Here is a 24,861-nt window from a genome sequence, read left to right as displayed (position 1 = left end):
GTTTTATCGTGACCGGTCTGTTCATCACCCTCGAAGGCCCGGAAGGCGCCGGCAAGAGCACCAACCGCGACTACCTCGCCGAACGCCTGCGCGAACGCGGCGTGGAGGTGCTGCTGACCCGTGAGCCGGGTGGCACGCCCCTGGCCGAGCGCATTCGCGAACTGCTGCTGGCACCCAGTGACGAGCCCATGGCCGTGGATACCGAGCTGCTGCTGGTGTTCGCCGCCCGTGCCCAGCACCTGCAACAGGTCATCCGCCCGGCCCTGGCCAGGGGCAGCGTGGTGCTGTGCGACCGTTTCACCGATGCTACCTATGCCTACCAGGGCGGCGGGCGCGGCCTGCCCATCGAGCGCATTGCCCAGCTCGAGGCGTTCGTTCAGGGCGAGCTGCGCCCGGATCTGACGTTGATCTTCGACCTGCCGGTGGAGGTGGGCCTGGCCCGTGCCGCTGCCCGTGGTCGCCTGGATCGCTTCGAGCAGGAAGGGCGGGGCTTCTTCGAGGCGGTTCGCCAGGCCTATCTGCAGCGTGCGGCACAGGCGCCGCAACGTTACCGCGTGCTGGATGCCGGGCAGAGCCTGGCTCAGGTACAGGCCGATCTCGACGCCCTGCTGCCGAGCCTGCTGGAGGCCTGCCGTGGCTGAGATCTACCCCTGGCAGACAAGCCTATGGCAGCAGCTTGCCGGGCGCGCCCAGCATGCCCACGCCTACCTGCTGCACGGCCCGGCCGGTATCGGCAAACGTGCCCTGGCCGAGCGCCTGATGGCACGTCTGCTGTGTCTGAGCCCGAATGGCCTGGATGCCTGTGGGCAGTGCAAGTCCTGCCACCTGCTGGCGGCGGGCACCCACCCGGACAATTTCGTCCTCGAGCCCGAGGAAGCGGACAAGCCGATCAAGGTCGACCAGGTGCGTGAGCTGGTGGAGTTCGTGGTGCAGACCGCGCAGCTTGGCGGGCGCAAGGTGGTGCTGCTGGAACCGGCCGAGGCGATGAACCTCAACGCCGCCAACGCCCTGCTGAAAAGCCTGGAAGAGCCTTCGGGCAATACCGTGCTGCTGCTGATCAGCCATCAGCCCAGCCGTCTGTTGCCGACCATCAAGAGTCGCTGCGTGCAGCAGGCCTGTCCCTTGCCAGGGCCGGGCGAGAGCTTGGCCTGGCTGGCCGGCGCGCTGCCGCAGGCCAGCGAAGAGGAACGTCGCGAACTGCTGACCCTGGCCGCCGGCTCGCCGTTGATGGCGCTGCGCCTGCAGGAACAGGGCGTGCGCGAGCAGCGAGCAGAGGTGGTCGAGGGGGTGAAGAAACTGCTCAAACAGCAGGCGACGCCGAGCCAGCTAGCGGAAAGCTGGAAGGCCTTGCCGATGAAACTGTTGTTCGACTGGTTCTGCGACTGGGCGCAACTGATGCTGCGCTATCAGTTGACCCAGGACGAAGAGGGGCTTGGCCTGGCCGACATGCGCAAGGTGCTGCAATACCTGGCGGACAAGACGCCCCAGCCCAAGGTGCTGGTGGTGCAGAGCTGGCTGCTGGAGCAACGGCAGAAGGTGATCGGCAAGGCCAACCTCAACCCGGTGTTGCTGCTCGAAGCACTACTGGTGCAGTGGGCAGCATTGCCGAGCAGCGAGCGCGGTTGAGCCGCTGCACCTGTGGATGGGGCAGGGCGTCACATTTGCCATCGTTATGCTGGCCAGCGGTTTGCACCCGAACCCGCGCAGGCCCTAGAATCGAGCAGCTAAGCAATAACCGCCAGGAATACGCCAAATGAGCCTGCCTCCCAATCTGGGTCCTCGTAACGGAATCTTGTCCCTGACCATCAAGGACAAGTCCGTGCTCTATGCGGCGTACATGCCCTTCATCAAGAACGGCGGTCTGTTCATCCCCACCAACAAGAGCTACAAGCTCGGTGACGAAGTGTTCATGCTGCTCAACCTGATGGACGAACCGGAGAAGATTCCGGTAGCCGGCAAGGTGGTATGGATCACCCCCAAGGGAGCCCAGGGCAACCGTGCCGCCGGCGTCGGTGTGCAGTTCAACGAGGGCGACGCCACCGCACGCAACAAGATCGAGACCTACCTGGCTGGTGCGCTGAAGTCCGATCGTCCGACTCATACCATGTAACGGCAGCGGCAAGCGGCAAGCCACGAGCGACAAGAAAGCGGCAGCGCTGGTGCCCGCTTTTGCTTGCGGCTTGAAGCTTGCCGCTAGAGGCTTTCCCATGCTTATCGACTCCCATTGCCACCTCGACCGTCTTGACCTCGCGGCCCATGGCGGCTCTCTCGACGCGGCGCTCGATGCCGCGCGTGCTGCTGGTGTCGGGCACTTCCTGTGCATCGGCGTCAGCGCCGACAACGCCGCCACGGTGAAGAGCCTGGCCGAGCGCTATGCCGATGTCGATTGCTCGGTGGGTGTGCACCCGCTGGATCTCGAACCGGGTGCCGAACCGGCGCTGGATTGGCTGCTGGGCGAACTGGCTCATCCCAAGGTGGTGGCCATCGGCGAAACCGGCCTGGACTATCACTACGAGCCCGAATCCGCCGAGTTGCAGCAAGCCTCGTTTCGCCTGCATCTGGAGGCGGCCCGCATCACCGGCAAACCGGTGATCGTGCACACCCGCGAAGCCCGCGCCGATACCCTGGCGTTGCTGCGCGAAGCGGGGTTGCCACAGGCCGGCGTGCTGCATTGCTTCACCGAGGACTGGGAGATGGCCAAGGCTGCGCTGGATATCGGTTTCTACATCTCCCTGTCGGGCATCGTCACCTTCCGCAATGCCGAAGCGCTGCGCGAGGTGGCGCGCCAGGTGCCGGCCGACCGCCTGCTGGTGGAAACCGACTCACCTTACCTGGCGCCCGTGCCGCACCGGGGCAAGCCCAACCTGCCGCAGTACGTGCGGGAAGTGGCCGAGTACCTGGCGGTGCTGCGTGGGGTGAGTTACGAGACTCTGGCCGAGCAGACCGGTAACAACTTCAAGCGCCTGTTTCCGTTGGCTGGCGTGGCGTGATGAGGTAGCCCGGATGCCATCCGGGGAATTGGATATACCCGGATTGCATCCGGGCTACGTTTCGCGAGACGCCATGAGATTTGGGTTCCGTGAAAACTCGGCCTGACACCGGACTGGCAAGTTTGTGTGTTGGTTTCGGTTGTTTTTGGTGTTCAAGCTGCTTATTGGTGTTTAGCTGACGCCTCTTGTTTCGCCCCCCGGCGACCTTCTTTTGTCAAACGCCACAAAAGAAGGCAAAAAGGCTTGGCCCCGCCATCCGGCCCCGGCTACGCCGGGGTTCGTTCGCTCCATCGTCGCTCCGAGGGCACGCTGCGAAGGGCCATCCCTGGCCAATCGCAGCTCTCGCGGCATCCATGCCGCTCAACCCTCTACGCAACGATTCCACTCACCCTCCTGAAGGGGCCATTCGCTCGTCTGAACGAACTGGCATGCCATGGGCTGCCCGGCGTGTTCTGGTAAAAGTGGAGTCACAGCATGGCAGTCGGGTTAAACCAAAACTTTCATTCGCGTACTTTCATCTTGCCGGCTTTCAGCCGGCATTCAGGTCAGCCCTACGGCTGACCTCATGTTCAAGCACTCCACGCTAGTTCTGGGTTACCGCAGTTCCAGGCGCGCGCAGAGCCCGCCCAGGAGGGCGAACGGAATCGTCGTGGAAGAGGTTGAGCGACATGGATGTCGCGACGACTGCATGGATGCAGGAGGTAGAGCGACGCAGGATGCCAAAGCCGAGAGCCACGATGGGCCATGGATGGCCCACCGTGGCGGGCCTCTGGAGCGGCGATGGAGTGAGCGAACCCTCGCGAAGCGAGGGCCGGATGATCGGGCGGAGGGTTTTGGTTACTTTTGTCGGGCCGGCCATCCGGGGCAAAAGTGACTCGCCCGGGAGGGCGAAACCAAAAACATCAGCAGAAACGCGGCAACTCGGAACAGACACAAGAACAACTCACACCGTATTGCCAGTCCAGTATCAAGGCCGGCATGCACGACACCCCACCAAGCACCCAAAAAAAACCCGGATTCTGGGGGATGAATCCGGGTTAAGACCATTAGGAGTAAAGCAAGGCACAGTCGTGCCCATACTGGCGGGACACTTGGGGGGATATGCCGCACACCAGCAGTTTCAGTATTGGCCAGCCTCGCCGAGCGTCCAGGCCAAATGGAATCTTTCTTAAACGGATTTGGAATACCCCAGCCGCTGTTGAGTCCTCAGTCTTTTGCCAACTGGGCCAGCAAGCCCAAAGTGTCCTCGATCACCTGCTCGCGGGTGTAGAAATGTGGCGACAGGCGCACGCCCGAGCCGCGCTGGATGCAGATCACCTGCTCTTCGCGCAGCCGCTGGTAGAGCGCCTGATTGTCCCAGCCGGCCAGGCTGAAATTGACGATGCCGGCGCGCCGTGCAGGGTCGAGCGGGCTATGGATCTGCGCGCCAGGTAGCGCGTGAATTCCAGCGGTCAGGCGTTGCACCCGCTGCTCCAGCAACTCGCCAACGCGCTCCATGCCGACTTCTTCGAGCAGCGACAGGCTCGCCTCCAGGGCAAAGGCGCCGAGCATGTTCGGGCTGCCGCACTCGAAACGCCGTGCGCTGCGTGCCGGCTGCCAGTCCTGGCGCGTGTAGTCGCCGGCATGCTCGAGCATGTGCCAGCCATATTCCTGCAGGGCGAGCTGCTCGCGCACCGGGTTGCGGCAATAGAACACGCCGAGCCCTTCCGGGCCGAGCATCCATTTGTGGCCGTCGGCCATGGCGAAATCGCAGTCATAGGCCTGTACGTCGAAGGGCAGGGCGCCGAGCTGCTGGATGGCATCGATGCAGAACATCACGCCTCGCTGTCGACAACCCTGACCGAGACGTGGCAGATCCAGGCGCAAACCGCTGGCATATTGCACCGCGCTGATCGACAGCAGCCGCGTGCGCGGGGTGATGGCGGCCAGCAGGGCGCCCTCCGGATCGGCGCCGCTGAGGTTCACCTCGATCACCTCCACGCCTTTGGGCGCCAGGGCCAGCCAGACGATGCGGTTGGAGGGGAACTCTTCGTCGCTGATGATCACCTGATCGCCGGGGCGCCAGTCGAGACCGAAGGCGACGAAGGAAAGTGCCTCGGAGGTATTCTTGACCAGTGCTATATCGCCGGTGCTTGGTGCGTTCATCAGGCGCACGAGGCGTTCGCGTAGGCTACGCTCAAGTTTCAGCCAGTCGGGATAGTCGCGCGCGCCGTGGGTCACGTTCGTTTCCGAGAACCGTCGTACTGCTTCGGCACTGCGTCTGGGCCAAGGGGCGACCGCCGCATGGTTCAGATAACGCAGATCGGGCGCTTGGGGGAACTCATCATGAAACACGTACATGGTCGGATGATCCGTGCAATTTGGCTACATTTAGGCATAATGTGCGCCTTCAAATTTTGACTCCACAGTCCCTTTATGCAGAAAGAACCCCGTAAGGTCCGCGAATTTCGCCGCCGCGAACAAGAGATTCTCGACACCGCATTGAAACTCTTCCTCGATGAAGGGGAAGACAGCGTCACCGTCGAAATGATCGCCGACGCGGTGGGCATCGGCAAAGGCACCATCTACAAGCACTTCAAGTCGAAGGCGGAGATCTACCTGCGCCTGATGCTCGACTACGAGCGCGACCTGAACGAGCTGCTGCATTCCTCCGACGTGGATCGCGACAAGGAAGCGCTGTCGCGCGCCTACTTCGAGTTCCGCATGCGCGATCCGCAGCGCTATCGCCTGTTCGACCGCCTGGAAGAGAAGGTGGTCAAGGGCAATCAGGTGCCGGAGATGGTGGAGCAACTGCACAAGATCCGCGCCTCCAACTTCGAGCGCCTGACCCAGTTGATCAAGGGCCGTATCGCCGAAGGCAAGCTGGAAGACGTGCCGCCGTACTTCCACTACTGCGCTGCCTGGGCACTGGTGCACGGCGCCGTGGCGCTGTACCACTCGCCGTTCTGGAGCAATGTGCTGGAGGATCAGGAAGGCTTCTTCCAGTTCCTCATGGATATCGGCGTGCGCATGGGCAACAAGCGCAAACGCGACTGAGCGCGACCTCGCGGCACAGCGATTGCGACCTCGCCGCTTCCGAAGCCGGCCTGCATCTATGAGGCGGCCGGCCTCGCGATATACTCCGGGCATCGAGCCATCGGAGCCTTTCATGATCGTCGACCGTCAGGGCAGACGTTTTCGCAACCTGCGTGTCAGCCTCACTGCCGCCTGCAACTATGCCTGTACCTATTGCGTACCGGACGGCAAGCGCCTGGTCGCCGCCCAGGACGAACTGTCCGCCGATGCCCTGGCGCGTGGCGTGGCCTATCTGATCGAGGCTGCGGGCATCGAGCGTTTGCGCATCACGGGTGGCGAACCGCTGGTCAGCACGCGGCTGGAGCCCTTTCTGCGCCAGGTCAGCCAGATGGGCCTGGACGACATCAGCCTCACCACCAATGGTCAGTTGCTCGAGCGCAAGCTGCCACTGCTGAGCGAGTGCGGTATTCGCCGTCTCAATGTCTCACTGGATACCCTCGATGCCGCCGCCTTCCGCAGCATCGCCCGTGGTGGCGACCTGGCCACGGTGCTGGCCGGCATGCAGGCGGCGCGCGAGGCGGGAATGAAGATCAAGGTCAATATGGTGCCGCTGCGTGGGCAGAACCTCGATCAGGTATTGCCCCTGCTGGACTATTGTCTGGAACGCGGCTTCGAGCTGCGCTTCATTGAGCTGATGCGCATGGGCCACCTGGCCCGTGATGGCAATGCCTTCAACCAGCAGTTCGTCGGCCTGCCCGAGTTGCTCGAACTGATCGGCAGCCGCCACCAGTACGTGCAGGCCAGTGCCCCGGTGGATGCCACGGCGATGCGCTATGCCATTCCGGGCGTCGGCCATTTCGGCGTGATCGCCAATGAGAGCGTGCCTTTCTGCCGCACCTGCTCGCGCTTGCGCCTGTCCTCCACCGGCTGGCTGCATGGCTGCCTGTCGTCGAGCAACCGCCACTTTGTCGGCGATCTGCTGGACAAACCACGCCACCAGGCCCTGCCGGCGCTGCAGCGGCTGCTGGTCAAGGCGTTGGGGGACAAGCAGGATCTGGCTTTTTCCGGCGGTGCCACGGTGATGAAGATCATCGGCGGCTGAGTCGCCGCTGTGTGGCTCGGCAGTCACGCCATGCCCGGATAAACTGTGCCGGCTTTTCCCTTGCGAGTGTGCTGCGGATGTCTGCCCGTTTTCCCATCGACTACATCGAACCGGTTTTTCGCCCACCGAGCGAAGCCCAGTCGCTGATTCTGCCAGTCACCAACGGTTGCTCCTGGAACCAGTGCACCTTCTGCGAGATGTACACTGCCGAGCAGAAGAAATTCCGTGCCCGTGACGAGACGCAGGTGCTGGAAGAGATTCGCCGCGCCGGCGAGCAGTTGATCGTCAATCGAGTGTTTCTCGCCGACGGTGATGCACTGGTGCTGCCGACCCGGCGCCTGCTGGCGATCCTGCGCGCCATCGGCGATTACATGCCCGAGGTAAGGCGGGTTTCCAGCTACTGCCTGCCGCGCAACCTGCGCAAGAAGTCGGTCGAGGAACTCAGAGAACTGGCCGATGCTGGCTTGAAGATGGCTTACGTCGGCTGCGAGTCCGGTGACGACGAGGTGCTGGCGCGGGTCAACAAGGGAGAAACCTACGCTTCCAGCCTGAGCGCTCTGGACAAGCTTGGCCAGGCCGGCATCAGTCGCTCGGTGATGATCCTCAACGGGCTTGGTGGTGAGGCGCTCAGCGATCAGCACGCGGACAACTCGGCACGGCTGATGAACGAGGCGCAGCCCGAATATCTGTCCACCCTGGTGGTCAGTTTCCCCATGGGCGAGGCGCGTTTTCGCCAGCGCTTCGTCGATTATCGGCCGCAGAGCCAAGTGCAACTGTTCCGCGAGATCGAGCGTCTTCTCGACGGGCTGCAGTTGCGGCAGACGGTGTTTCGCAGTGATCACGCCTCCAACTATCTGGTGCTCAAGGGCACCCTGGGGCGCGACAAGGAACGCCTGCTGGCCCAGGTGCGCAATGCTATCGAGCAGCCGCAGCAGGCGAATCTGCGCCAGGAGTGGCAGCGCGGACTCTGACCAGGCTGGCGCAGAATCTGCATCCCTGCCTTGTCCGCCGGTTTTCCGTCACCGGCTCGTGGAGGATCGATGAATGCGTAACCTGTTTCTCCTGCTGGCGCTGCTGGGCCTGGCCGGCTGCATGAAGGTCAGCGACCTGGCCAGTGGTGCCGAGTACCACCTGCGCGACGCCGGGTTCCTCGACCATGGCCGTACCGAGCGCATGGCCTCGCGGCGTCTGCAGCAGGATTCCTTCATCTATATCGCCCAGGGCCATTTCGTGCCGCCGGGGCATGGCTATCCCCGGCCCAACGTGGTGGCCGAGGAGGCCTTCAAGGGCTTCGTCCAGTACTTCCCCCTGGTGCGCCGCGCCAAGCAGCCGCTGGGCCTGGAACAGGCGATGGCTGAGGCTCGCGATGCGGGCGCCCATTACCTGCTCTACAGCCGCTTCGCCTACAGCGACGACCGCATCGGTAACGAGGATGAATGGGCGGATCAGGAGGCCCTGGATCGCCTGGGTACCGACCGCGCCGTGATCCAGCTGATGTTGATCGAGACCAACACACGCTTTCTGGTGGACACCGCCCGTATTCGCAGCCGTGGCGGCTTCCTGACGTTCTACGACGCCCAGCCGCAGGATCTCATCGGCCCAGCGCTGGAGGAATACGCCCGCAGCCTGCTGGGCGTGGCGCACTGAACGAGTCGTGCCTTTGCCGGGGGCCAGGCGTGCGATGTTGTATGCTCCAGGGGGCGTAGCGATGTGGAGGAGGACAGCGCATGAGCGATCCAGGCAAGGCCGGCGACCTGCTGGCACAGATTCCCAAGGGCGAAGGCAAGGGCCTGCCCCCGGTGCACCTGTGGAATCCGGATTTCTGTGGCGATATCGACATGCGCATCGCCCGCGATGGCACCTGGTATTACCTGGGTACGCCCATCGGTCGCAAGCCCATGGTGCGCCTGTTTTCCACCATCATCCGCCGCGATGGCGACGACTACTTTCTGATCACCCCGGTGGAGAAGGTGGGCATTCAGGTGGAGGACGCGCCCTTCGTCGCGGTGACCCTGCAGGTCGAGGGAGAGGGCGAGGCACAGGTGCTACGCTTCACCACCAATGTCGAGGATGAGGTCATCGCAGATGCCGAGCACCCCATCCGGGTCGAGCTCGACCCTGCGACACAGGAGCCCTCGCCGTACATTCTGGTAAGGCGTAATCTCGAGGCGCTGATTCACCGCAACGTGTTCTATCAACTGGTGGAACTGGCGATGCAGCGCGAGATCGACGGGCAGCCCTGGCTGGGTGTATGGAGCAGTGGGCAGTTCTATCCCATAGGGCCGATGCCGAGCTGAGAGCGAAGGCACCGGTGCGCGCGGCGCACCCTACGGATTTGAGGTGAGAGGCACATGCAGGAGCAGCGCATCGAAACCGCACGCCTGACATTACGGGCGCCTCAGGCCCTGGACGCCGCCGAGGTGCAGCGCCTGGCAGGTGATTTTCGTATCGCCGACGTCACCGGCAGCATCCCCCATCCCTATCCCCCCGAGCTGGCGCAGCAGTGGATCGAACGCTGTGTGCAGGGCTGGGCCAGCGGAGCGGCGGCCAACTTCGTCATCATCGAGTCCGACAGCGGACAACTGATCGGCAGCATGTCGCTCGAGAACATCACGCGAGGCGAGGCCGAGGTGGGCTACTGGATCGGCGTGCCGTACTGGAGTCGCGGCTACGCCAGCGAGGCCTGCAATGCCCTGGTGGATTTCGCTTTCCGCCAGTTGCGTCTGCGCCGCCTGCATGCCAGCCACCTGGCGCGCAATCCGCAATCCGGGCGCGTGTTGTTCAAGGCCGGCTTCCGTCACCTGGGCCTGGGCCATAGCGCGAGCGGGGAGCCGATGGAGCTGTACGAACGGGTATCCGGCGAGTAGGCGGCGCTGGCTCAGCGCACCCGATCCCGGCTCTGCACCGCCAGATCCAGCGCCTTCTGCATGTCCAGCCGTGCCGAGCGGCCGACGTCCTTGTCGCTCAACTGGTAGTTGCGTTCCGAGGGCAGGATGGGGGCGGTGAGGTCTTCGGCATCCATCGGCTCGAAGTCGTAGTCGCCGCCGATGGTCATGGCGCTGCGCCGCAGCAGCATGCGCACCTGTTCGGGTTGCAGATCCGGGTTGATCGACAGCATGGCGGCGACGACGCCGGTGACCATCGGTGTGGCGTAGGAGGTGCCGCAGTGTACGTCGCCGCTCTTATCGGCCTTGCGGGTAGAGGCACGGGCACAGGCCGCGGCGGTAATGTCGACGCGCATGTCGACGTTCGACGAGTTGCGTTTGACCACATAGGCCGGGTCGTCCACGGCGACGTCCAGGCGTTCGCTGCGCTGGTGCCCACCGACCACCAGCAACTGCTCGGTGATGAAGGAGGAGGGCAGGCGGTACTCGTCGCGCCCGGAGAAGGACGAGCCGTTGCCAGCGGAGTTGACCACCAGCACGTCCGGATGCTCCTTGCGCAGCCAGAGGAAGAACTCCTCCAGCAATTCCTCGTAGCCGCTCATGGCGATGCCCGAGCGCACCAGCGAGTCGATCTCGTCGCCCTCGACGTTGCGCGTGCCGACGCGGTGGATACCCCAGCTCCAGTTGAGCACACGCACGCCATCCTCGACCAGGTTGACCGAGGCGGCGATATTGGCGGTGATGCCGGCATCGGAGTTGCGCTCGACTATGACCTCGAAGCCTTTGCTGGCCTTGTCCAGGCCGCGCAGGAATCCGGTGTTGCCGCCCTTGTTCCAGTGCGCGGCGAGAATGCCGGCCACCGTGCTGCCGTGGTTGTCTGGTTGCTCGGCATCACGGGCGTAGAGGCAGGTACGGGGTTCGCCGTGTGCGCAGGCGCCCAGGTAGTCGGCGAAATCAGGGGCATCGAAATCGACGTTGCGCTCGATCACGCCTACGCGGATCGGCTTGGGCTCGATGGGAGCTGCATCGGCGCGAATGCGCCGCTGGTAGTAGTTCACTGCATCGGCAAAACGGTTCGCCGCCCATTCCTCGGAGTTCCTTTCCGGTTGTGGCGTTGGCGCGCGCGCCGCTTCGGCTTCTTCGCCTCGTTCAGGGGCGCTTTCTTCCACGATTACGGCATCGACGCTGGTTTCGTTGCCGATGCGCAGCACCAGGGCATCGCGTTCGGTGAGGTTGTGCACCGGCAGGCGCAACTGGTAGACATTCAGCGGTGGGATGGCGCCGACCACCTTGGCGCCGTATTTCTTTGCCAGGCGGGTGGCCTCTTCCAGACCGTCATGGCTTTCCTCGATCAGCAGGCTGACGAGATCGACGTAGGTGATCAGGCCGTCCATGTTCTTCGCCACCTCATCGGGGGTGGCGGCCAGTACGTGGCTGCGGTGCAGCGACAGCCATACCGGGTTGCTGGCGCGCGGGCCGTCTTCCAGCCAGAGCGGCGCACTCTGCTGCTCACGGCGATTGAGGCTAATACGCAGCTCGTCGTGGCTGCGTGTGACCGCCGAGGCTGGCAGGGTCTGCTCGCCCAGGTGCAGCCGGGGCAGCTTCTCGCCGAGGCCTCGCACCTGCAGGCACCAGTCCTGGCGTTCCTGCGCGAGCAGGTCGCCGCAGCGTTGCAGGCTGTGGATGCGCAAGGGCTCCTCGGCCTCGGCCAGCGGGCTGAGCAGGGCCATGGAAAAAGCGCAGAGCAGGGCACGGTTGGGCAGCATGGGTAAAGACTCCGTGGCGATTCCTGCTGTTCCGACTGCCTGGGGCGTGCTTCGTTCAGGTCGGGGATAGCTGAAAAGACGCGGCAGGCTGTATCTCGATCGAGCCGAATGCTCGGAAAAAAGTTACAGTATTACGTTATCTTTCCCGGTCTACGCGAAGCCTTCCATGTCCTCCAATCGCCTGCTCTCGATCGATGCCCTGCGCGGCTTGGTCATCCTCTTCATGTTGCTCGATCACGTCCGAGAAACCTTCTACATGCATCAGCAGGTGGGCGATCCGATGGACGTGACGGCCACCGACCTGGCGCTGTTCTTCAGCCGTACCCTGGCCCATCTGTGCGCGCCGGTATTCATTCTGCTCACCGGGCTTTCGGCATTTCTCTATGGCGAGAAGCAGATGAGCCGTGCGGCGACCAGCGCCTTTCTGTTCAAGCGTGGCTTGTTCCTCGTGGTGCTGGAATTCACCCTGGTGAATTTCGCCTGGACCTTCCAGTTCCCGCCCACGGTGATCTACCTGCAGGTGATCTGGGCCATCGGTCTGAGCATGCTGGCGCTGTCGTTGCTGCTGTGGTTGCCGCGCACGCTGCTGGCGGCGCTGGGCCTGGTGCTGGTGGCCGGGCACAACCTGCTCGATGGGCTGCACTTCGCGCCGGAGTCGGCCATGCACATCCCCTGGGCGGTGCTGCATGATCGGGGCTGGCTCGAATTCTCCGACTCGCTGCGCCTGCGCACCTCCTACCCGCTGCTGCCCTGGATCGGCGTGATTGCCCTGGGTTACGTGATCGGTCCCTGGTTTCGCTGGTCGAGTGAGTCTGCACAACGTCTGCAAGCCTTGCGCAGGTTCGGCTTTGCCGCGCTGGGCGTGTTCGTGATGCTGCGCCTGGCCAATGTCTATGGCGAGAAGCCCTGGGCGGTCGAGGCCACCTGGCAGCAGACCCTGATGGGGCTGTTCAATGTCACCAAGTATCCGCCGTCGCTGCTGTTCCTGGCGCTGACCCTGGGGATCGGCCTGTTGCTGCTGGCGTACTTCGAGCGGCACAACGCTGGCCGCGTGGTGCGCTCTCTGGCCGTGTTCGGCAGCGCGCCGATGTTCTTCTACCTGCTGCACCTGTACGTGCTCAAGCTGCTCTATATCGCGGCGTTCGCCATCTGGGGGGCGAATCAGGGGCATTATTTCGGCTTCGACTCGGTGGCCTGGGTCTGGGTGACGATGCTGGTGCTGGCGGTGCTGTTGTTCTTGCCCACGCAGTGGTTCGCCCGGCTCAAGGCGCGGCGGCGGGACATTCGCTGGTTGAAGTACCTCTGAGGGCGCCTGTCGTAGGGTGCGCTGCGCGCACCGGCTGTTTTCGAGACGGCCAATTGGTGCGCACGGCGCACCCTACGGCTAGGTGCGCTGCTCGACATCGACAGGATGCCTTACGTTGCAGGAGCCCGCTTGCTGTAATCCGCAGGGAGTGCCTGTCGTAGGGTGCGCTGCGCGCACCGGCTGTTTCGCGGTGGCCAATTGGTGCGCACGGCGCACCCTACGGCTAGGTTCGCTGCTCGGCATTGACAAGATGGCGTGCGTTGCAGGGGCCCGCTTGCTGTAATCGCAGGGAGCTTCCGTTGTAGGGTGCGCTGCGCGCACCGGCTGTTTCGCGGTGGCCAATTGGTGCGCACGGCGCACCCTACGGCTAGGTTCGCTGCTCGGCATCGACAGGATGCCGTACGTTGCAGGAACCTGCTTGCTGTAATCGCAGGGAGCTTCCTGTTGTAGGGTGCGCTGCGCGCACCGGCTGTTTCGCGGTGGCCAGTGGTGCGCACGGCGCACCCTACGGGTCGGTTTTCAGCGTTTCTGCGTTTACAGCTTCATGTTTACCGACAGGTAGGCCGAGCGGCCCGGCGCCGGGGAGAACATCGGCTGGTCGTCGCCACCCCAGAAGAAGTTGTCGAACCACACGTACTCGTAGTCACGGTCGGTCAGATTCTTCAATTGCAGGTCGAGGCTGGTGGTGTCGCTGAGCTGGTAGCGCACGTTGGCATCGAGCACCGCGAAGCCGCCGTACTTGCCCTGCTGGTTCAGTTCATCGATGTAGTAGTCGCCTTGAGCGCGGGCCTGCAGGCCGAAGCGCCAGGCATCGTTGAACTGGTAGTCGGCGCCGAGGTTGCTGATATAGCGCGGGGTGGAGAACACTTCCTTGCCGGCCAGCGACTGGCCACCTGCGGTGAAGGCGCTGACCACCTTGGCTTCCTGGATGGCGTGCGAGCCCCACAGCGTCCACTGCTTGTTGACCTGCACGGTGAGCTGCATGTCGACGCCGCGGCGACGGGTTTCACCCAGGCCGACTGTGGTGCCGGTACTGGGCATGTTGGCCACTTCATCGGTGGCGTCCTGCTGCCAGACGGCGATACGGGCTTCGGAGTCGGCGAAGGGCTTGAACTTCACGCCCACTTCCTTGCCAGTGTTGATCGAAGGCTTGAATGCCGCCTGGCCGGGCGTCAGGTAGGCCGGTTTATCGGAGCCGGTGAGGATCTGGAAGGTACGGCCCCAGTTGGCGTAGACGTTGATGTCCGGTGTGATGCTGTACACCACGCTGAGCTTGGGTTGCCTGATCCAGCCGTAATCCTGCAGCTCCGCCTTCGTGCCGTTGGCCAGCTCGGTGTTGCCGGAGAAGGTGTCCACACGGTACGCCGGGATGATCTTCAACTGCTCGATGGGTTGGATGATCGCCTGTACGTAGGCACCCGTGTTGTACAGGGTGTAGTGGTCGTCGTTCTGGATGCGCGCCGGCGCTGCGTCGAAGTCGGTGGGGATGCTGAAGTTGTAGCGGTAGCGGCGGTACTCGTTGTTCTGCTGCTCGTAGTTGATGCCACCGTCGAGGGTCAGCATCTCGTGGGCACGCCAGGTCAGGTTGCTGAGCATGCCGGTCTGGCGTTCCTGCCACTGACGGCGTTGACGCGGGGCATTGCCGACGGGGTAGTCGGTGAAGGTCACTTTGCGGTCATCATCGTAGCTGTTGTAGTACAGCTTGTTGCTCAGGGCGAGCGCGTCACTGAGCTGGAAGTCGGCATGCAGGCTGAGCTGCTTCATGTCGCGGTCGTCGCCGTCATTGGCGTTCTTGGCCGGCGACCGGGTGCGGCTGGCGGCCAGTTGCTCGGCGGTGAGAAAGCCGGGTTCCTCGGCCTGGTGGTGGTAGAGACGGGCGATCACGCCGAGCTTCATGCTCTGCTCGTCGTCGCTGACGAACCACTTGCCGCCGAGCGAGTACTTGTTCGATTCGCTGTGCTCGCGAAAGCCCTGCGAGTCCTGCTTGGCGAGGAAGTAGTTCTGCGCGAAGTTACCCTGCTCATGGCCCACCGCCAGCTGCACTTCGCGGGTGTCGAAACTGCCGTAGGTCACGCGGCCGTCGGTGTAATTGCCGCCCTGGCGGGTGACCATATTGACGTTGCCGCCGATGTTGTGCAGGCCGTAACGCGGGTCATTGGTGCCGCGTACCACCTCGATGTAGTCCAGCTCCAGCGGGAAGATCATGTCGATGAAGCGCTGGTTGCCGCTGTTGACGTTGCTCGGAATGCCGTCGATCAGCGTCTTGATGCCATTGATGTAGCCCTCACCATTGAAGGCGCGGAAGGTCACCTTGCCGGACTCGGCGCCCATGCGCGTTTCGGTCAGCTGGATGCCGGGCATCTGTCCCAGCAGCTCCCAACTGTTCATCACGTTCTTGTCCTCGATCTTGTCGCTGCCCATGATGTCGACCGAGGTGAGGATGTTGTCGGTACGCAGCGTGCCGCTTTCCTTGGGGGTGACGTAGAGCTCGCCGAGCGAGATGGTGGAGTCGCCTGCAGAGGCCGCGTGGAGGTCGGTGGTGACTAGGGCAGTCAGAACGGCAAGGGAGGCCGAGGTGGCTTTCATGGGTCTTCCTAGTGGTTGTCTTGCTTGAGTGGGCAGAGGTTGTTTCGCGTTGGGAGCGGATTCGTCGTCGAGTCGTCATGCGCGCCTCTTGATCCCGGGCTGGGCTGCACCGGGACAAGTCGAATCAATAAAATATGTTATACCATAACGTTTTGTGCGGAAATCCCGACGCGCTCAGAACCGGCAGATTTGGCTCAGCTCGGATCGGCGATGGCGCTACTCGCCGTCATAGAGGTGGAACTGGTTCTTGCCCTGGCGCTTGGCCTGGTACATCGCTTGATCGGCCTGGCTCAGTAGTTCCATGGCCGTGCAATCCTGGCCGGCATAGATCACGCCACCGATGCTGGTGGTGCAACTGTGCGCGGTGCCATGGATCGAGTAGGGCGCGGCGATGCGGGTCTTCACCTTCTCCACCACGCTGAGCAGCCACTGGTTGTCGCAGATGTACGACTGGTGCAGGTTGATCAGCAGCACGAACTCATCACCGCCCAGGCGCGCTGCCGTATCGGTCTTGCGCAGGGTGTCCTGCAGGCGTTGGCCAACTTCTTCGAGCAGGGCATCACCGGCCTCGTGGCCGAGCGTGTCATTGAGCTGCTTGAAGTTGTCGAGGTCGAGAAACAGTACCGCGAAGCTCGCCTGGTCGCGGCTGTAGCGATCGATGGCTTGCGTCAGCCGCTCGATCAGCAGCCGGCGATTGGCCAGGCCGGTCAGGGTGTCGTAGAAGGCCAGTTGATGAATCTCGGCTTGCGCCGCCTTGGCGCTGGATATGTCCCGGGCGATCTTGGATGCACCGATGATGCGACCGTCCTCGTTGTAGATGGGGGAAATGGTCACGGAAATGTCGATCAGATGGCCGTCACGGTGCAGGCGTTGAGTCTGAAAATGCTCGACTTTCTCACCTCGGGTGATCTTCTCGAGGATCTCGTCTTCCTCGAAGGCACGCTCCTCGGGGATGAGGCGGCGAATCGAGGTGCCGATCATCTCTTCGGCGCTGTAACCGAACATGCGCTCCGCGCCTGCGTTCCAGCTGGCGACGATGCTCTCGGTGCTCTTGCTGATGATGGCGTCGTCGGAAGATTCGACCAGGGCCTTGAAGTGCATCAGGTTCAGCGAGGCCAATTGGCGTTGCGTGCGCGCGATCCAGCCCAGTACGCTGTTGTTGTCCTGCGCCTTTATGGGGGTGAGGAAGTCGCCGTGTCCGAGCCGATTCAGGGTGTTCTGCAGATCCTGTATCGAGCAGCCGAGTAGCCGACGAATCTCTCTGCCGAGCAGCAGGATCAGGGCCAGCAGCGTGCCGCACATGACGAACAGGAAGAGCGTGGCGATCGACAGGCGTTGCTGCGCCATGTCCACCGCGTTCTGCGTGCGGGTGATGATCATCTGCTGCGCTTCGATGATCGGCTGCATCACCTTGGCCTTGAGGGTGATGAAGTGCTGATCGGCGAGAGTGGTCAACGCTCTGTCACGGTTGTGAGGCTGACGAGGCTCGCTATCGGCGAGTTGCATGGCGGCTCTTTCGATCTCGACCAACTCGTCGGAGTAGCGCTTGGCTTCGATGAGCTTGCTCAGTTCTCTCTCGGTGAAGCCGGTACGGCGCATCAGTTCGATCAGGGCGATACGCTCACCTAGCTCTTCGTGCGCGCTCTGGGCGTCATTGCCCTCTATGGCCTTCAGCTCCCAGTAGGCCAGGTTGTAATGGGCCGGACGCGGCTGCAGGCCATCGCGGATCGCCACCACACTGTCGAAGTGATCGAGGTAGCGGCGCTCGCCAGTGATCACGTAACTGCGCATCATGCGCGCCAGATCCGCCGAGGACTGGCGCAACTCCTCGGCCAGATTCAGAGAGAGTCGCCGTTGTTCGACCGCCTCCTGATACCTGGCCTGCTCGAGCAGCAGTACGACGAACGCCAGGCCCAGCATGAGCACCACAGCCAGCATGGCGTACAGATATCGGGTGAAGCGGTTGGGGTGTATGGGGCTATTCGGCATGGCTTGGCAGTTACTCTGCTCCAGGGGCTGAGTTCCATCTCGAGATCTGCCGACCTCCGAGCCTGTAGCCGCTCGAGGTTGGGGCCGATATCTCACTGGTACGTCCTTTTAGTTATAAGCCAACTTGGTGGGACGCGCCGGGCGATTACCTGATGAAATGGTCGAATTGTGCCGGGGTAAAGCGCCTGCAAGGCTTGACTGCTCATGCCATTGTTCTGTGCCATGGGCAGTGGACAAGGAGAGGGCTAGACGCCGTGCTCGAACGTGAACGACTTCATCGTGATGGTTATACCCTGCTGCGTCAGGCCATCGCCCCCGAGTGGCTCGATGGCCTGCGCGACGCCTTCGATGCCGGGGTGAAACCGGCGGATCAATGGCCCGTACCGCGCGGTACGGATTACCGCCACTCGCTGCTGGATGATGACCCGAGCGTGCAGGCCGTGTGCCGTTTGCCGCAGGTCTTGGCCGTGGTCGGGGCGTTGATCGGTGAGCGCTTCTTCCTCGCTCAGGTGGAAGGCCGCGAGCCCCTGGCAGGCCGTGGTCACCAGCGCCTGCATCGTGATCTGTCGGCTCAGCGGCCAGGGGATATCGCCAACGCCCTGGCCTATTTCGACGATTACGGCCCCGACAACGGTGCGACCCGCCTGGTGCCCGGCAGTCATCGCCCGTTGCCCGGCGCGCCAGAGGTCGATTTCGATGATGAGTCCGCTGTCATTCAGCTAGCGGGGCGCGCGGGTGACATCCTGCTGTTCGATGTCGACCTGCTGCATGCCGGCAGCCTCAACCCCAGTGGCGCGCGGCGGCGTAGCATCCTGATCAGCTATTTCTCGGCGAACTTGTATGAGTCGCACCTGCAGAGCATGGCCTTGCGAGGGGTACGGATGGACACCCGCGAGCGTTTCACTCCCGAGGACATGACCTGGCCCTGGGACGACCGCTGAATGCCGGGGGGCCGGTTCAACCGTTGGGTACCACCTCATAAGGCGTGTTGCTGATGAACAGGTTGCGCCAGTCCGGGCGCCATTGGGGGATGCTGAGGACGAAGCGCCGTTCACGCTTGTCGAACTCGATCCAGGTCACCCCCAGGGTCTGTTCATCCTCGCTGACCCGCATGTCCACGGATTGCCTGAGGTAGAGCGGGCTGCGAAATACCTGGGTCGGATCCTGGCGGTCGACGATGCGCAGGTACGACAGGCCACCGCCAGGGGTGAGCAGGCCGCGCACCGGCACGCTTTCGATCAGATGGCCACCTTGCGGGCTGACCTGGGAAACCGAGGCCGGCGCGTCGAGCGCCTCGTTCAGGCTCCAGCCCAGGAACAATGCAAGTGTCGCGAAAAGGCCGCAGGCTGCGACAAGGATCTTCTTCATGTCAGGGCTTGGCTATGTTGATGGCGGAGGTGCCAGGCGGCAGCGGCTCGCGCAGCAGATCGGAAAACACGCGGAAATCGCCGCCTTTGTTGTACCGGGTTCGGTACTCGGCGAAATGGCTGTTGAGCACCAGCATGTAGCGTTTGCTCTGTTCATCCATGTAGCGCCTCTGGTTTTCCGTGTTCATGCCGAACAACGACTGCTGCATGATGCCTTGGGAGACCGCATCCACACCGGCATTGTGCGCGAAAGCTTGCAGCAGGCTGGGGGCGATGCCATCGAAGTTCCAGAAGCCCAGCGGCTGGCTGAACACCGTGCCATCGTCGTTGAAGTCGTAGTTGTCCTCGGCGTAGAACAGCAGGGTTCGCGGCTGAAACTCGATGCGCTCGGCATACACCCGCACTTCGCCCTCGGCTGCCACCCGCAGGTTGAAGTCAGCCAGCGCTCCGCGCAGGTCGTTGAGGCCTTCGCTGCCCCATTTGGCAAAGGTGATGGGCCGTGAGTTGAAGTAGCCGAAGCGTTCCACCGCGCTGGCCAGGTTGGGGAACACCAGGGGGTAGCAGCCAGGGGCCTTGTCGCCATAGGCTGCGAGCAGATGCTTGCGGATCTGCCCCATGGCGGCGGCGTTGTTCCAGCTTCGGCGTAGCTCGGCGAGCACCGGCTTGACCTTGTCGAAGCTGGCCACCCAGCTCATCTTGACGATGCTTTCCTCGATGTACTGCGCCGGGGGCCACTCGGCGTGTTCCTTGACCCGTGTCGACATGCCGCCATTTTCCGTCGGCCAGGGTTGCCCCTGAAACCAGTGGCGCATCAGCGCGGCGGAAACCGGCCAGTCGATGGCCTCCATGGCGTCTGGAATGTCGGTGATCTTGAATAGCCTGGCTTGAACCGGCGTGCCTTGCGTCTGGCTCGCTGGGCTCAGGTTCGATTGTGCAACGACTGGCTCGGCGCTCGACATGTCCTTACCTCAACCGATGAAGATTTCGCTTTGTGGCTCGAACTCGACGGACACGACTTCGGCCGCATAGGCCGCTGCGCGTTTGGTCTTGCCCTGCTCATCGGTAACGCCTTCGATGACCTTGCCGGAAGCCGTCTTCAGCTTGTACGGGCGGCCAGCCAAGGGCTGGCCGGTATCGCTGTCGCTGAGCACGAAATGCTCGTCGAACTGACTGGGGATCGGCGCCGGGGCCGTGAAGGAGGCCGTGCTCACTGACGAGCCGACCAGAATGTCGCCCGAGCCGGTCACGATGCTGCCGCCATGGCTGGTGGGGCTGCCGAGGAAGGCGACCGGCTTGCCGTTGACCAGGATGGTGCCTTCTCCCTGAGTGATGGCGCCGCCACAGCTACTGTTGTCGCCGACGCGGGCAGCGGGCAGGTTGTTGAACAGCACATCGGCAGAACCCACCGCTATGGGGTTGGAACCGTGACCGGGCAGAGGGCAGGCGTGGGTATCGGATAAGCGGGCGGCAGGCTTGGCCATACGAGTTCCCTTCGTAGTCGTGGGGCGAGTCATGAAGACCCTAGCAGGGCTCAAGAGTTCTCGCGACCGCGCATCGCCGGTAATTCGACTCGTTTAACACTTTGCGTTGCTGCCACCATAAGGTCGGTGCGCCATGGCGGCAGCCTGTCCGTGCGCTCAGCCTCAGGCCGCCAGCAGCGCCTTGCCCAACGCCTCGTTGAAGGCTTGTATGTCGCCAGGGTTGCGCGAGGTGATCAGCGTCCAGTTCTGGCCCGGGCAGACCTGTACCTGGGTATCGACCCACTCCGCCCCGGCGTTGACCAGATCGGTGCGCACGCTGGAATAGGAGGTCAGCACCTTGCCGGGCACCACGCCGGCGTCGATCAGCAGCCAGGGGCCATGGCAGATCGCTGCGACCGGCTTGCCTGCTTCGCGGAACGCCTGCACCAGGCCCTGGGCATCGCCGTCCTGGCGCAGGGTATCGGCGTTCACCGTGCCGCCGGGAATCACCAGCAGGTCATAGTCCGGTGCAGCGAGGCCGGCGATCTGCGTATCCGACTGCACGCTGACGTCCTTCTCCTTGTCCTGCAGCCAGGTCTCGGCCTGGCCGCCCTTGATGCTGGCATGGGTGACCGTGGCGCCCTGATCCTTCAACGCCTGCATGGGCTTGAGCAACTCGTCGCGCTCGATACCCGTATTGGCGGTGATGAACAGCACCTTCTTGCCTTGCAGATTCGTACTCATCCGGAAAACCTCCGCTGATGCGCCACAGGGGCGCGGCTGAATGATCGCGTTGCAGAACGCGGTATGTATCAGGGTTGAGAGGCGGGCAGCGCAGAAGTTCGCATCGAGCGACGGGCGTGGCTTGTCCAGAGGGTATCGCTTCGCAATCGGGAGGGCGTTGATCGGCAGAGGTTGCTCCTCTGCCAATCGATTAGTCATGGCTGTAGGCTGCGGCGTGGTGGCAAGTACACCTCAGCCCTCCTCGGGGTTTTCTTCTCCTGCCATGCAGTGGATGAAGGCGTTGTAGGTGTCTATTACATATTCAGCCGACAAGGCGTTGCTTGCAGTGAAAGCTTCTGCCTGGCCTGATGCATCGGTGGTTGGGAGTTTGGTTTTCGCGGCGATTACCTTTATCGATTTCTCGATATCGAAGGATTCGTCGTTGATCTGCTTGGTGACGTCGTCCTGCAACTTGATGATCAGCCTGGTGGCGTTCGAGTTGATCGTGTTGAGGATTTTCAGTGCGTTATCCGTATTGCTCTGCAGGTTGACGAGATTTTTCGCCGCAGACAGAAAGCTAGCGCCGTTGTCTTTGTGCAGGCTGGCTACCAAAGCCTTGCTTTTAGGGGCCGAAAGTTTTGCCTTGAAGTCGGATGAATGTTCTTGCAAGCGCTCCAGCAGGGGGGCCTTGTTTTTCGCGGCATCCAACAGTTCCTGAAGGTTGGGTCTGGCACACGCAAGGCGGTTGTTCGCTTCCCGTACCAGTCGATCCTGAGTCTTGAAGTTGCCATAGGTGGAAAAACCGAGCGCGGAAAGGCCGATGGCTCCGGCTGATTTGTACAGCTCGGAGCCGCTACCCACCGCCGCACCTATCGCGCCTATTGCGGCACTGGCCAGCATGAGACCGTCACTGGCCGCCTGACTCTTGGCGGCCCCCGTGCTGTAGGACTCGTATTCCAGTTGCAAGCGATCGAGCAGGCAGATGGAGCTTGCCCGGCCATCGTTGCAAGAGGCGGCTGCAATATGCCTTGGGGCCGACATATTGGCGCAGCCGCTGACGAAGACCGCAATCAGGAGCAGGTAAAGGGGGCGCTGAAGCGTCATGCTGGTTCGTCCGTGAAGGAGATGGAGTCTTCAGCGTAGAAGGCTATTGGGTCATGTCAATATGATGTCATGGATTGGTTTGAGTCCATGCCGTAACTGCCAGGCACATGCAAGGCATGTAGGTGCTTGTCCGTTTACCAGAGGTCGGTATCGTGCCCTCTGTAGATAAGCTTCATTCCGGCAATTGCACCGCCTTGCCTTTGCTCCCGAACAGATTCCAGCTCGTCACGAACAGTGCTGCGACCAAAGGCCCGATCACGAAACCGTTGATGCCGAGCAGGGCCAGGCCGCCCAGGGTGGAGATGAGGATCAGGTAGTCTGGCAGGCGGGTGTCCTTGCCGACCAGAATGGGGCGCAGGATGTTGTCCACCAGGCCGATCACCAGCACGCCGAAGGCGGTGAGGACGATGCCTTGCCAGAGGCTGCCGCTGAGCATCAGGTAGATCGCCACTGGGGCCCAGACGATGCCGGCGCCGGCCGCTGGCAGCAGCGACAGGAAAGCCATCAGCACGCCCCAGAGCAGCGGGCTGTAGATACCCAGCACCCAGAAGATCAGGCCGCCCAGGGTGCCCTGTACCGCCGCCACCACCACGTTGCCCTTGACCGTGGCGCGCACCACGCGGGTGAACTTGATCTGCAGGCGGCGCTTGGTGGTCTCGCCCAGCGGAATGGCGGCGCGGATGTCATGAACCAGCCTGCGACCATCGCGCAGCAGGAAGAACAGCAAGTACAGCATCACGCCGAAGCTGATGAGGAATTCAAAGGTGCCCTGACCGATAGCGAACACCTTGGTGGCCAGGTATTGGCTGGCGGTCATGGCGCCCTGGGAGATCTTCTCGCGCAGGCCATCGAGGTCGGAAACACCGAAACGGTCGAGCTGCTCCTGCATCGAGGGGGGCAACGTCTGCACGGTTTGGGTGACGTAGGTGCCGATATCCAGCTCACCCGACTCCAGTTTTTCATACAGGGTCGTGCCTTCGGCTACCACCGCCGAGGTAATGAAGATCACCGGCAGGATCGCCACCAGCAGGCAGGTGGTCAGGGTCAGCAGGGCGGCCAGGTTATCCTTGCCGCCCAGGCGTTGCACCAGGCGCTGTTGCAGCGGCGCGAACACCACGGCCAGCACCATGGCCCAGAACACGGCACCGTAGAAGGGCAGCAGGATCCAGAAGAAGGCGATCGTCACCAGGACGAGCAGGAGGACGAAGGCTTTGCGTTCGAGGGGCATGGGCGGTTCGGGGCGATGGTTCATGCCCCTTAGTCCCCCCGATGGGCGGCAAAGTGCAGAAAAGTTGCCGGTGCCCGCTCACAGCCGGCGAATGGAGCGGCACAGCGTGACGATCAGCGTCTGCATCAGCGCCAGGGCGATGAGGAAGGTGGCCACGTAGGCCCAATGGCCCAGTTCGGCATGAATCAGTACCACCGAGCCGATGCCTGCACCGGCACCGATATTGCCGGCCAGGGTGATGAGCGAGTTGGCCTGGGCCGCGTGATCCTTGCCGGCGATCTCTTCGGACATGGTGATGAGCAGGGCATAGCCGGGTAACTGAAAGGCGCCCAACAGCGTGGCATAGAGCAATACGGTAGACGATGTGCTGGCCTGGTAGAGCAGGCAGATGCTCAGCATCACCGCCACGCCACAGGCGGCCAGCACGATGAACTTGCCGCCCAGGCGTTCGGCCAGTGGTGCGACGAACAGCGAGCCGACCACGCCGCCCGTGATCATCAGTGCGCCGGCTGCCGACAGGGTTTCGAGGGCGAAGCCGTGTTCTCTGAGCATGGGCTCCAGGCATAGGGCCAGGGCATTGAACAGGCCGCAGCCGATGACGGTGGTGATCAGCACAGGCGCCATGGCCGGCGCCCGCAGCAGTGGCAGCAAGCCGCCCTCGATGCCTGACGGAGTGAGGTCATGGCCCGGCCTGTGGGTGCAGAGCCACAGCAGCACTGCTGGTATCAGGCCCACCAGGCCGGTGAGCGCCAGTGCCTGTGGGATGCCATAGGCTTCGACCAGCAAGGGCGGCAGGCCGAGGCCCAGGGCCAGACCGAGGAACAACCCGGCCGTGCTGATGCCGATGGCGGTGCCGCGCTCGGCGTCGTCGAACCACTCGATGGACATTTTCGCCACGCCATTGAGCAGCATCGGTTGCGACAGGCCGATGAGCACCTGCCCGGCCATCAGGCTGAAGAAGCTGCTGTCGAACCTGAAACCCAGTGACAGCGCCAGCAGGCCACACCCCCAGGCTGCGCCTCGGCGGAAGCCGATCCTGTCGATCAGCCGGCCACAGGGTATGGAGAACAGGATGCACAGCAGCGGTATGACCAGAATGCTCAGGCTGCTGGCCAGCTCGCCCAGGCCATAGTGCTGTTGGATCTGGGCCTGCTGGGGGATGAGAAAGCTGACCTGTGCCTGATTGCTGCACAGCACCAGGGCGAACAGGGCAGCGACTGCCCAGCGCCACTGGCTCATGGGGCGGACGGTGGTTGGCGCGAGGCTGTCGGTCGGGTTTTGGCTGGGGTAACCCATTTCTTGTATGAACCTCGCGGGTGAGTCAGGAGAGAAACATGAGC

The 24,861-nt window shown here is 63.0% G+C and carries 23 protein-coding genes; 12 read left to right on the top strand and 11 right to left on the bottom strand.

The window, feature by feature from the left end; all coding sequences use genetic code 11:
• Window positions 1-8: 8 nt before the first annotated feature.
• The 4 genes from tmk (at window position 9) to PVE35_RS18410 (ending at window position 2,990) form a co-directional block, all read left to right on the top strand.
• A complete protein-coding gene (gene tmk, locus PVE35_RS18425) occupies window positions 9-641 on the top strand; it encodes a dTMP kinase (RefSeq protein WP_268178567.1) in 633 nt (210 codons plus the stop codon).
• Entirely contained in the window at window positions 634-1,626 is a 993-nt protein-coding gene (locus PVE35_RS18420; RefSeq protein WP_277372623.1) for a DNA polymerase III subunit delta', read from the top strand. Before tmk ends, PVE35_RS18420 begins: the two co-directional genes overlap by 8 nt.
• A gap of 127 nt (window positions 1,627-1,753) precedes the next feature.
• Window positions 1,754-2,110 carry a PilZ domain-containing protein gene (locus PVE35_RS18415; RefSeq protein ID WP_268178565.1) on the top strand — a complete coding sequence of 119 codons (357 nt, stop codon included), beginning with the start codon at window positions 1,754-1,756 and terminating at the stop codon, window positions 2,108-2,110.
• Between the two features lie 97 nt (window positions 2,111-2,207).
• Window positions 2,208-2,990 carry a TatD family hydrolase gene (locus tag PVE35_RS18410; RefSeq protein WP_268178564.1) on the top strand — a complete coding sequence of 261 codons (783 nt, stop codon included), beginning with the start codon at window positions 2,208-2,210 and terminating at the stop codon, window positions 2,988-2,990.
• 1,206 nt (window positions 2,991-4,196) lie between these two features.
• Here PVE35_RS18410 and PVE35_RS18405 read toward each other — a convergent pair.
• The gene (locus PVE35_RS18405) at window positions 4,197-5,330 is read right to left on the bottom strand and encodes an aminotransferase class V-fold PLP-dependent enzyme (RefSeq protein ID WP_268178563.1); all 1,134 of its coding nucleotides are present in this window, start codon (window positions 5,328-5,330) and stop codon (window positions 4,197-4,199) included.
• 75 nt (window positions 5,331-5,405) lie between these two features.
• On the opposite strand from PVE35_RS18405, the gene PVE35_RS18400 reads away from it, so the two are divergent.
• The 6 genes from PVE35_RS18400 to PVE35_RS18375 all read left to right on the top strand — a co-directional run bounded on the left by PVE35_RS18400 (window position 5,406) and on the right by PVE35_RS18375 (window position 9,974).
• Complete coding sequence (locus PVE35_RS18400) at window positions 5,406-6,026, top strand: TetR/AcrR family transcriptional regulator (RefSeq protein ID WP_268178562.1); 621 nt, start codon at window positions 5,406-5,408, stop codon at window positions 6,024-6,026.
• Between the two features lie 112 nt (window positions 6,027-6,138).
• Complete coding sequence (locus PVE35_RS18395; RefSeq protein ID WP_268178561.1) at window positions 6,139-7,107, top strand: radical SAM protein; 969 nt, start codon at window positions 6,139-6,141, stop codon at window positions 7,105-7,107.
• A 77-nt stretch (window positions 7,108-7,184) separates the two neighbouring features.
• Window positions 7,185-8,078 (top strand): radical SAM protein, encoded by an 894-nt coding sequence (locus PVE35_RS18390; RefSeq protein ID WP_277372622.1) that lies wholly within the window; start codon window positions 7,185-7,187, stop codon window positions 8,076-8,078.
• A 73-nt stretch (window positions 8,079-8,151) separates the two neighbouring features.
• On the top strand, window positions 8,152-8,754 hold the full coding sequence (locus PVE35_RS18385) for a DUF4823 domain-containing protein (protein ID WP_268178559.1): 603 nt from the start codon (window positions 8,152-8,154) through the stop codon (window positions 8,752-8,754).
• A gap of 80 nt (window positions 8,755-8,834) precedes the next feature.
• Window positions 8,835-9,404 (top strand): DUF1285 domain-containing protein, encoded by a 570-nt coding sequence (locus PVE35_RS18380; protein ID WP_277372621.1) that lies wholly within the window; start codon window positions 8,835-8,837, stop codon window positions 9,402-9,404.
• Window positions 9,405-9,458: 54 nt separating this feature from the next.
• Window positions 9,459-9,974, top strand: a complete 516-nt coding sequence (locus tag PVE35_RS18375) for a GNAT family N-acetyltransferase (RefSeq protein WP_277372620.1) — start codon at window positions 9,459-9,461, stop codon at window positions 9,972-9,974.
• 11 nt (window positions 9,975-9,985) lie between these two features.
• On the opposite strand, the gene PVE35_RS18370 is transcribed toward PVE35_RS18375, so the two are convergent.
• Window positions 9,986-11,758, bottom strand: coding sequence for a S8 family serine peptidase (locus tag PVE35_RS18370; protein WP_277372619.1), 1,773 nt, complete (start codon window positions 11,756-11,758; stop codon window positions 9,986-9,988).
• A 166-nt stretch (window positions 11,759-11,924) separates the two neighbouring features.
• On the opposite strand from PVE35_RS18370, the gene PVE35_RS18365 reads away from it, so the two are divergent.
• Window positions 11,925-13,064, top strand: coding sequence for a heparan-alpha-glucosaminide N-acetyltransferase domain-containing protein (locus PVE35_RS18365; RefSeq protein ID WP_277372618.1), 1,140 nt, complete (start codon window positions 11,925-11,927; stop codon window positions 13,062-13,064).
• Window positions 13,065-13,598: 534 nt separating this feature from the next.
• Here PVE35_RS18365 and PVE35_RS18360 read toward each other — a convergent pair.
• A complete protein-coding gene (locus PVE35_RS18360; protein ID WP_277372617.1) occupies window positions 13,599-15,650 on the bottom strand; it encodes a TonB-dependent receptor in 2,052 nt (683 codons plus the stop codon).
• A gap of 216 nt (window positions 15,651-15,866) precedes the next feature.
• Window positions 15,867-17,639, bottom strand: a complete 1,773-nt coding sequence (locus PVE35_RS18355) for a diguanylate cyclase (protein WP_277372616.1) — start codon at window positions 17,637-17,639, stop codon at window positions 15,867-15,869.
• Between the two features lie 254 nt (window positions 17,640-17,893).
• Between PVE35_RS18355 and PVE35_RS18350 the strand changes: the two genes are divergently transcribed.
• Window positions 17,894-18,580 (top strand): phytanoyl-CoA dioxygenase family protein, encoded by a 687-nt coding sequence (locus tag PVE35_RS18350; protein ID WP_277372615.1) that lies wholly within the window; start codon window positions 17,894-17,896, stop codon window positions 18,578-18,580.
• A gap of 16 nt (window positions 18,581-18,596) precedes the next feature.
• Here the strand turns inward: PVE35_RS18350 and PVE35_RS18345 are convergent, their stop codons facing one another.
• From PVE35_RS18345 to PVE35_RS18315, 7 genes are all read right to left on the bottom strand, one after another.
• Complete coding sequence (locus PVE35_RS18345; RefSeq protein WP_277372614.1) at window positions 18,597-19,007, bottom strand: hypothetical protein; 411 nt, start codon at window positions 19,005-19,007, stop codon at window positions 18,597-18,599.
• 1 nt (window position 19,008) lies between these two features.
• Window positions 19,009-19,965 (bottom strand): DUF6402 family protein, encoded by a 957-nt coding sequence (locus tag PVE35_RS18340; RefSeq protein ID WP_268178550.1) that lies wholly within the window; start codon window positions 19,963-19,965, stop codon window positions 19,009-19,011.
• Window positions 19,966-19,974: 9 nt separating this feature from the next.
• Window positions 19,975-20,487 (bottom strand): PAAR domain-containing protein, encoded by a 513-nt coding sequence (locus PVE35_RS18335; protein ID WP_277372613.1) that lies wholly within the window; start codon window positions 20,485-20,487, stop codon window positions 19,975-19,977.
• Between the two features lie 162 nt (window positions 20,488-20,649).
• A complete protein-coding gene (locus PVE35_RS18330; protein WP_277372612.1) occupies window positions 20,650-21,210 on the bottom strand; it encodes a type 1 glutamine amidotransferase domain-containing protein in 561 nt (186 codons plus the stop codon).
• Between the two features lie 231 nt (window positions 21,211-21,441).
• Window positions 21,442-22,293, bottom strand: a complete 852-nt coding sequence (locus PVE35_RS18325) for a hypothetical protein (protein ID WP_277372611.1) — start codon at window positions 22,291-22,293, stop codon at window positions 21,442-21,444.
• Between the two features lie 172 nt (window positions 22,294-22,465).
• Window positions 22,466-23,521, bottom strand: a complete 1,056-nt coding sequence (locus PVE35_RS18320; protein ID WP_277372610.1) for an AI-2E family transporter — start codon at window positions 23,519-23,521, stop codon at window positions 22,466-22,468.
• 78 nt (window positions 23,522-23,599) lie between these two features.
• Window positions 23,600-24,817 carry an MFS transporter gene (locus PVE35_RS18315; RefSeq protein ID WP_277372609.1) on the bottom strand — a complete coding sequence of 406 codons (1,218 nt, stop codon included), beginning with the start codon at window positions 24,815-24,817 and terminating at the stop codon, window positions 23,600-23,602.
• Window positions 24,818-24,861 lie beyond the last annotated feature (44 nt).

The sequence above is a fragment of the Pseudomonas sp. AA-38 genome, from assembly GCF_029457475.1.
Taxonomy (GTDB): domain Bacteria; phylum Pseudomonadota; class Gammaproteobacteria; order Pseudomonadales; family Pseudomonadaceae; genus Aquipseudomonas.
Note: the sequence above shows the minus strand (reverse complement) of the source record. Positions and strands in the feature narration are given on the sequence as shown.

What these genes read in the sequence shown, in the direction of transcription:
- PVE35_RS18415 (WP_268178565.1), top strand. Translation starts at nt 1,754, where the DNA reads ATGAGCCTGCCTCCCAATCTGGGTCCTCGTAACGGAATCTTGTCCCTG.
- PVE35_RS18410 (WP_268178564.1), top strand. Translation starts at nt 2,208, where the DNA reads ATGCTTATCGACTCCCATTGCCACCTCGACCGTCTTGACCTCGCGGCC.
- PVE35_RS18405 (WP_268178563.1), bottom strand. Translation starts at nt 5,330, where the DNA reads ATGTACGTGTTTCATGATGAGTTCCCCCAAGCGCCCGATCTGCGTTAT.
- PVE35_RS18400 (WP_268178562.1), top strand. Translation starts at nt 5,406, where the DNA reads ATGCAGAAAGAACCCCGTAAGGTCCGCGAATTTCGCCGCCGCGAACAA.
- PVE35_RS18395 (WP_268178561.1), top strand. Translation starts at nt 6,139, where the DNA reads ATGATCGTCGACCGTCAGGGCAGACGTTTTCGCAACCTGCGTGTCAGC.
- PVE35_RS18390 (WP_277372622.1), top strand. Translation starts at nt 7,185, where the DNA reads ATGTCTGCCCGTTTTCCCATCGACTACATCGAACCGGTTTTTCGCCCA.
- PVE35_RS18385 (WP_268178559.1), top strand. Translation starts at nt 8,152, where the DNA reads ATGCGTAACCTGTTTCTCCTGCTGGCGCTGCTGGGCCTGGCCGGCTGC.
- PVE35_RS18380 (WP_277372621.1), top strand. Translation starts at nt 8,835, where the DNA reads ATGAGCGATCCAGGCAAGGCCGGCGACCTGCTGGCACAGATTCCCAAG.
- PVE35_RS18375 (WP_277372620.1), top strand. Translation starts at nt 9,459, where the DNA reads ATGCAGGAGCAGCGCATCGAAACCGCACGCCTGACATTACGGGCGCCT.
- PVE35_RS18370 (WP_277372619.1), bottom strand. Translation starts at nt 11,758, where the DNA reads ATGCTGCCCAACCGTGCCCTGCTCTGCGCTTTTTCCATGGCCCTGCTC.
- PVE35_RS18365 (WP_277372618.1), top strand. Translation starts at nt 11,925, where the DNA reads ATGTCCTCCAATCGCCTGCTCTCGATCGATGCCCTGCGCGGCTTGGTC.
- PVE35_RS18360 (WP_277372617.1), bottom strand. Translation starts at nt 15,650, where the DNA reads ATGAAAGCCACCTCGGCCTCCCTTGCCGTTCTGACTGCCCTAGTCACC.
- PVE35_RS18355 (WP_277372616.1), bottom strand. Translation starts at nt 17,639, where the DNA reads ATGCCGAATAGCCCCATACACCCCAACCGCTTCACCCGATATCTGTAC.
- PVE35_RS18345 (WP_277372614.1), bottom strand. Translation starts at nt 19,007, where the DNA reads ATGAAGAAGATCCTTGTCGCAGCCTGCGGCCTTTTCGCGACACTTGCA.
- PVE35_RS18340 (WP_268178550.1), bottom strand. Translation starts at nt 19,965, where the DNA reads ATGTCGAGCGCCGAGCCAGTCGTTGCACAATCGAACCTGAGCCCAGCG.
- PVE35_RS18335 (WP_277372613.1), bottom strand. Translation starts at nt 20,487, where the DNA reads ATGGCCAAGCCTGCCGCCCGCTTATCCGATACCCACGCCTGCCCTCTG.
- PVE35_RS18330 (WP_277372612.1), bottom strand. Translation starts at nt 21,210, where the DNA reads ATGAGTACGAATCTGCAAGGCAAGAAGGTGCTGTTCATCACCGCCAAT.
- PVE35_RS18325 (WP_277372611.1), bottom strand. Translation starts at nt 22,293, where the DNA reads ATGACGCTTCAGCGCCCCCTTTACCTGCTCCTGATTGCGGTCTTCGTC.
- PVE35_RS18320 (WP_277372610.1), bottom strand. Translation starts at nt 23,521, where the DNA reads ATGCCCCTCGAACGCAAAGCCTTCGTCCTCCTGCTCGTCCTGGTGACG.
- PVE35_RS18315 (WP_277372609.1), bottom strand. Translation starts at nt 24,817, where the DNA reads ATGGGTTACCCCAGCCAAAACCCGACCGACAGCCTCGCGCCAACCACC.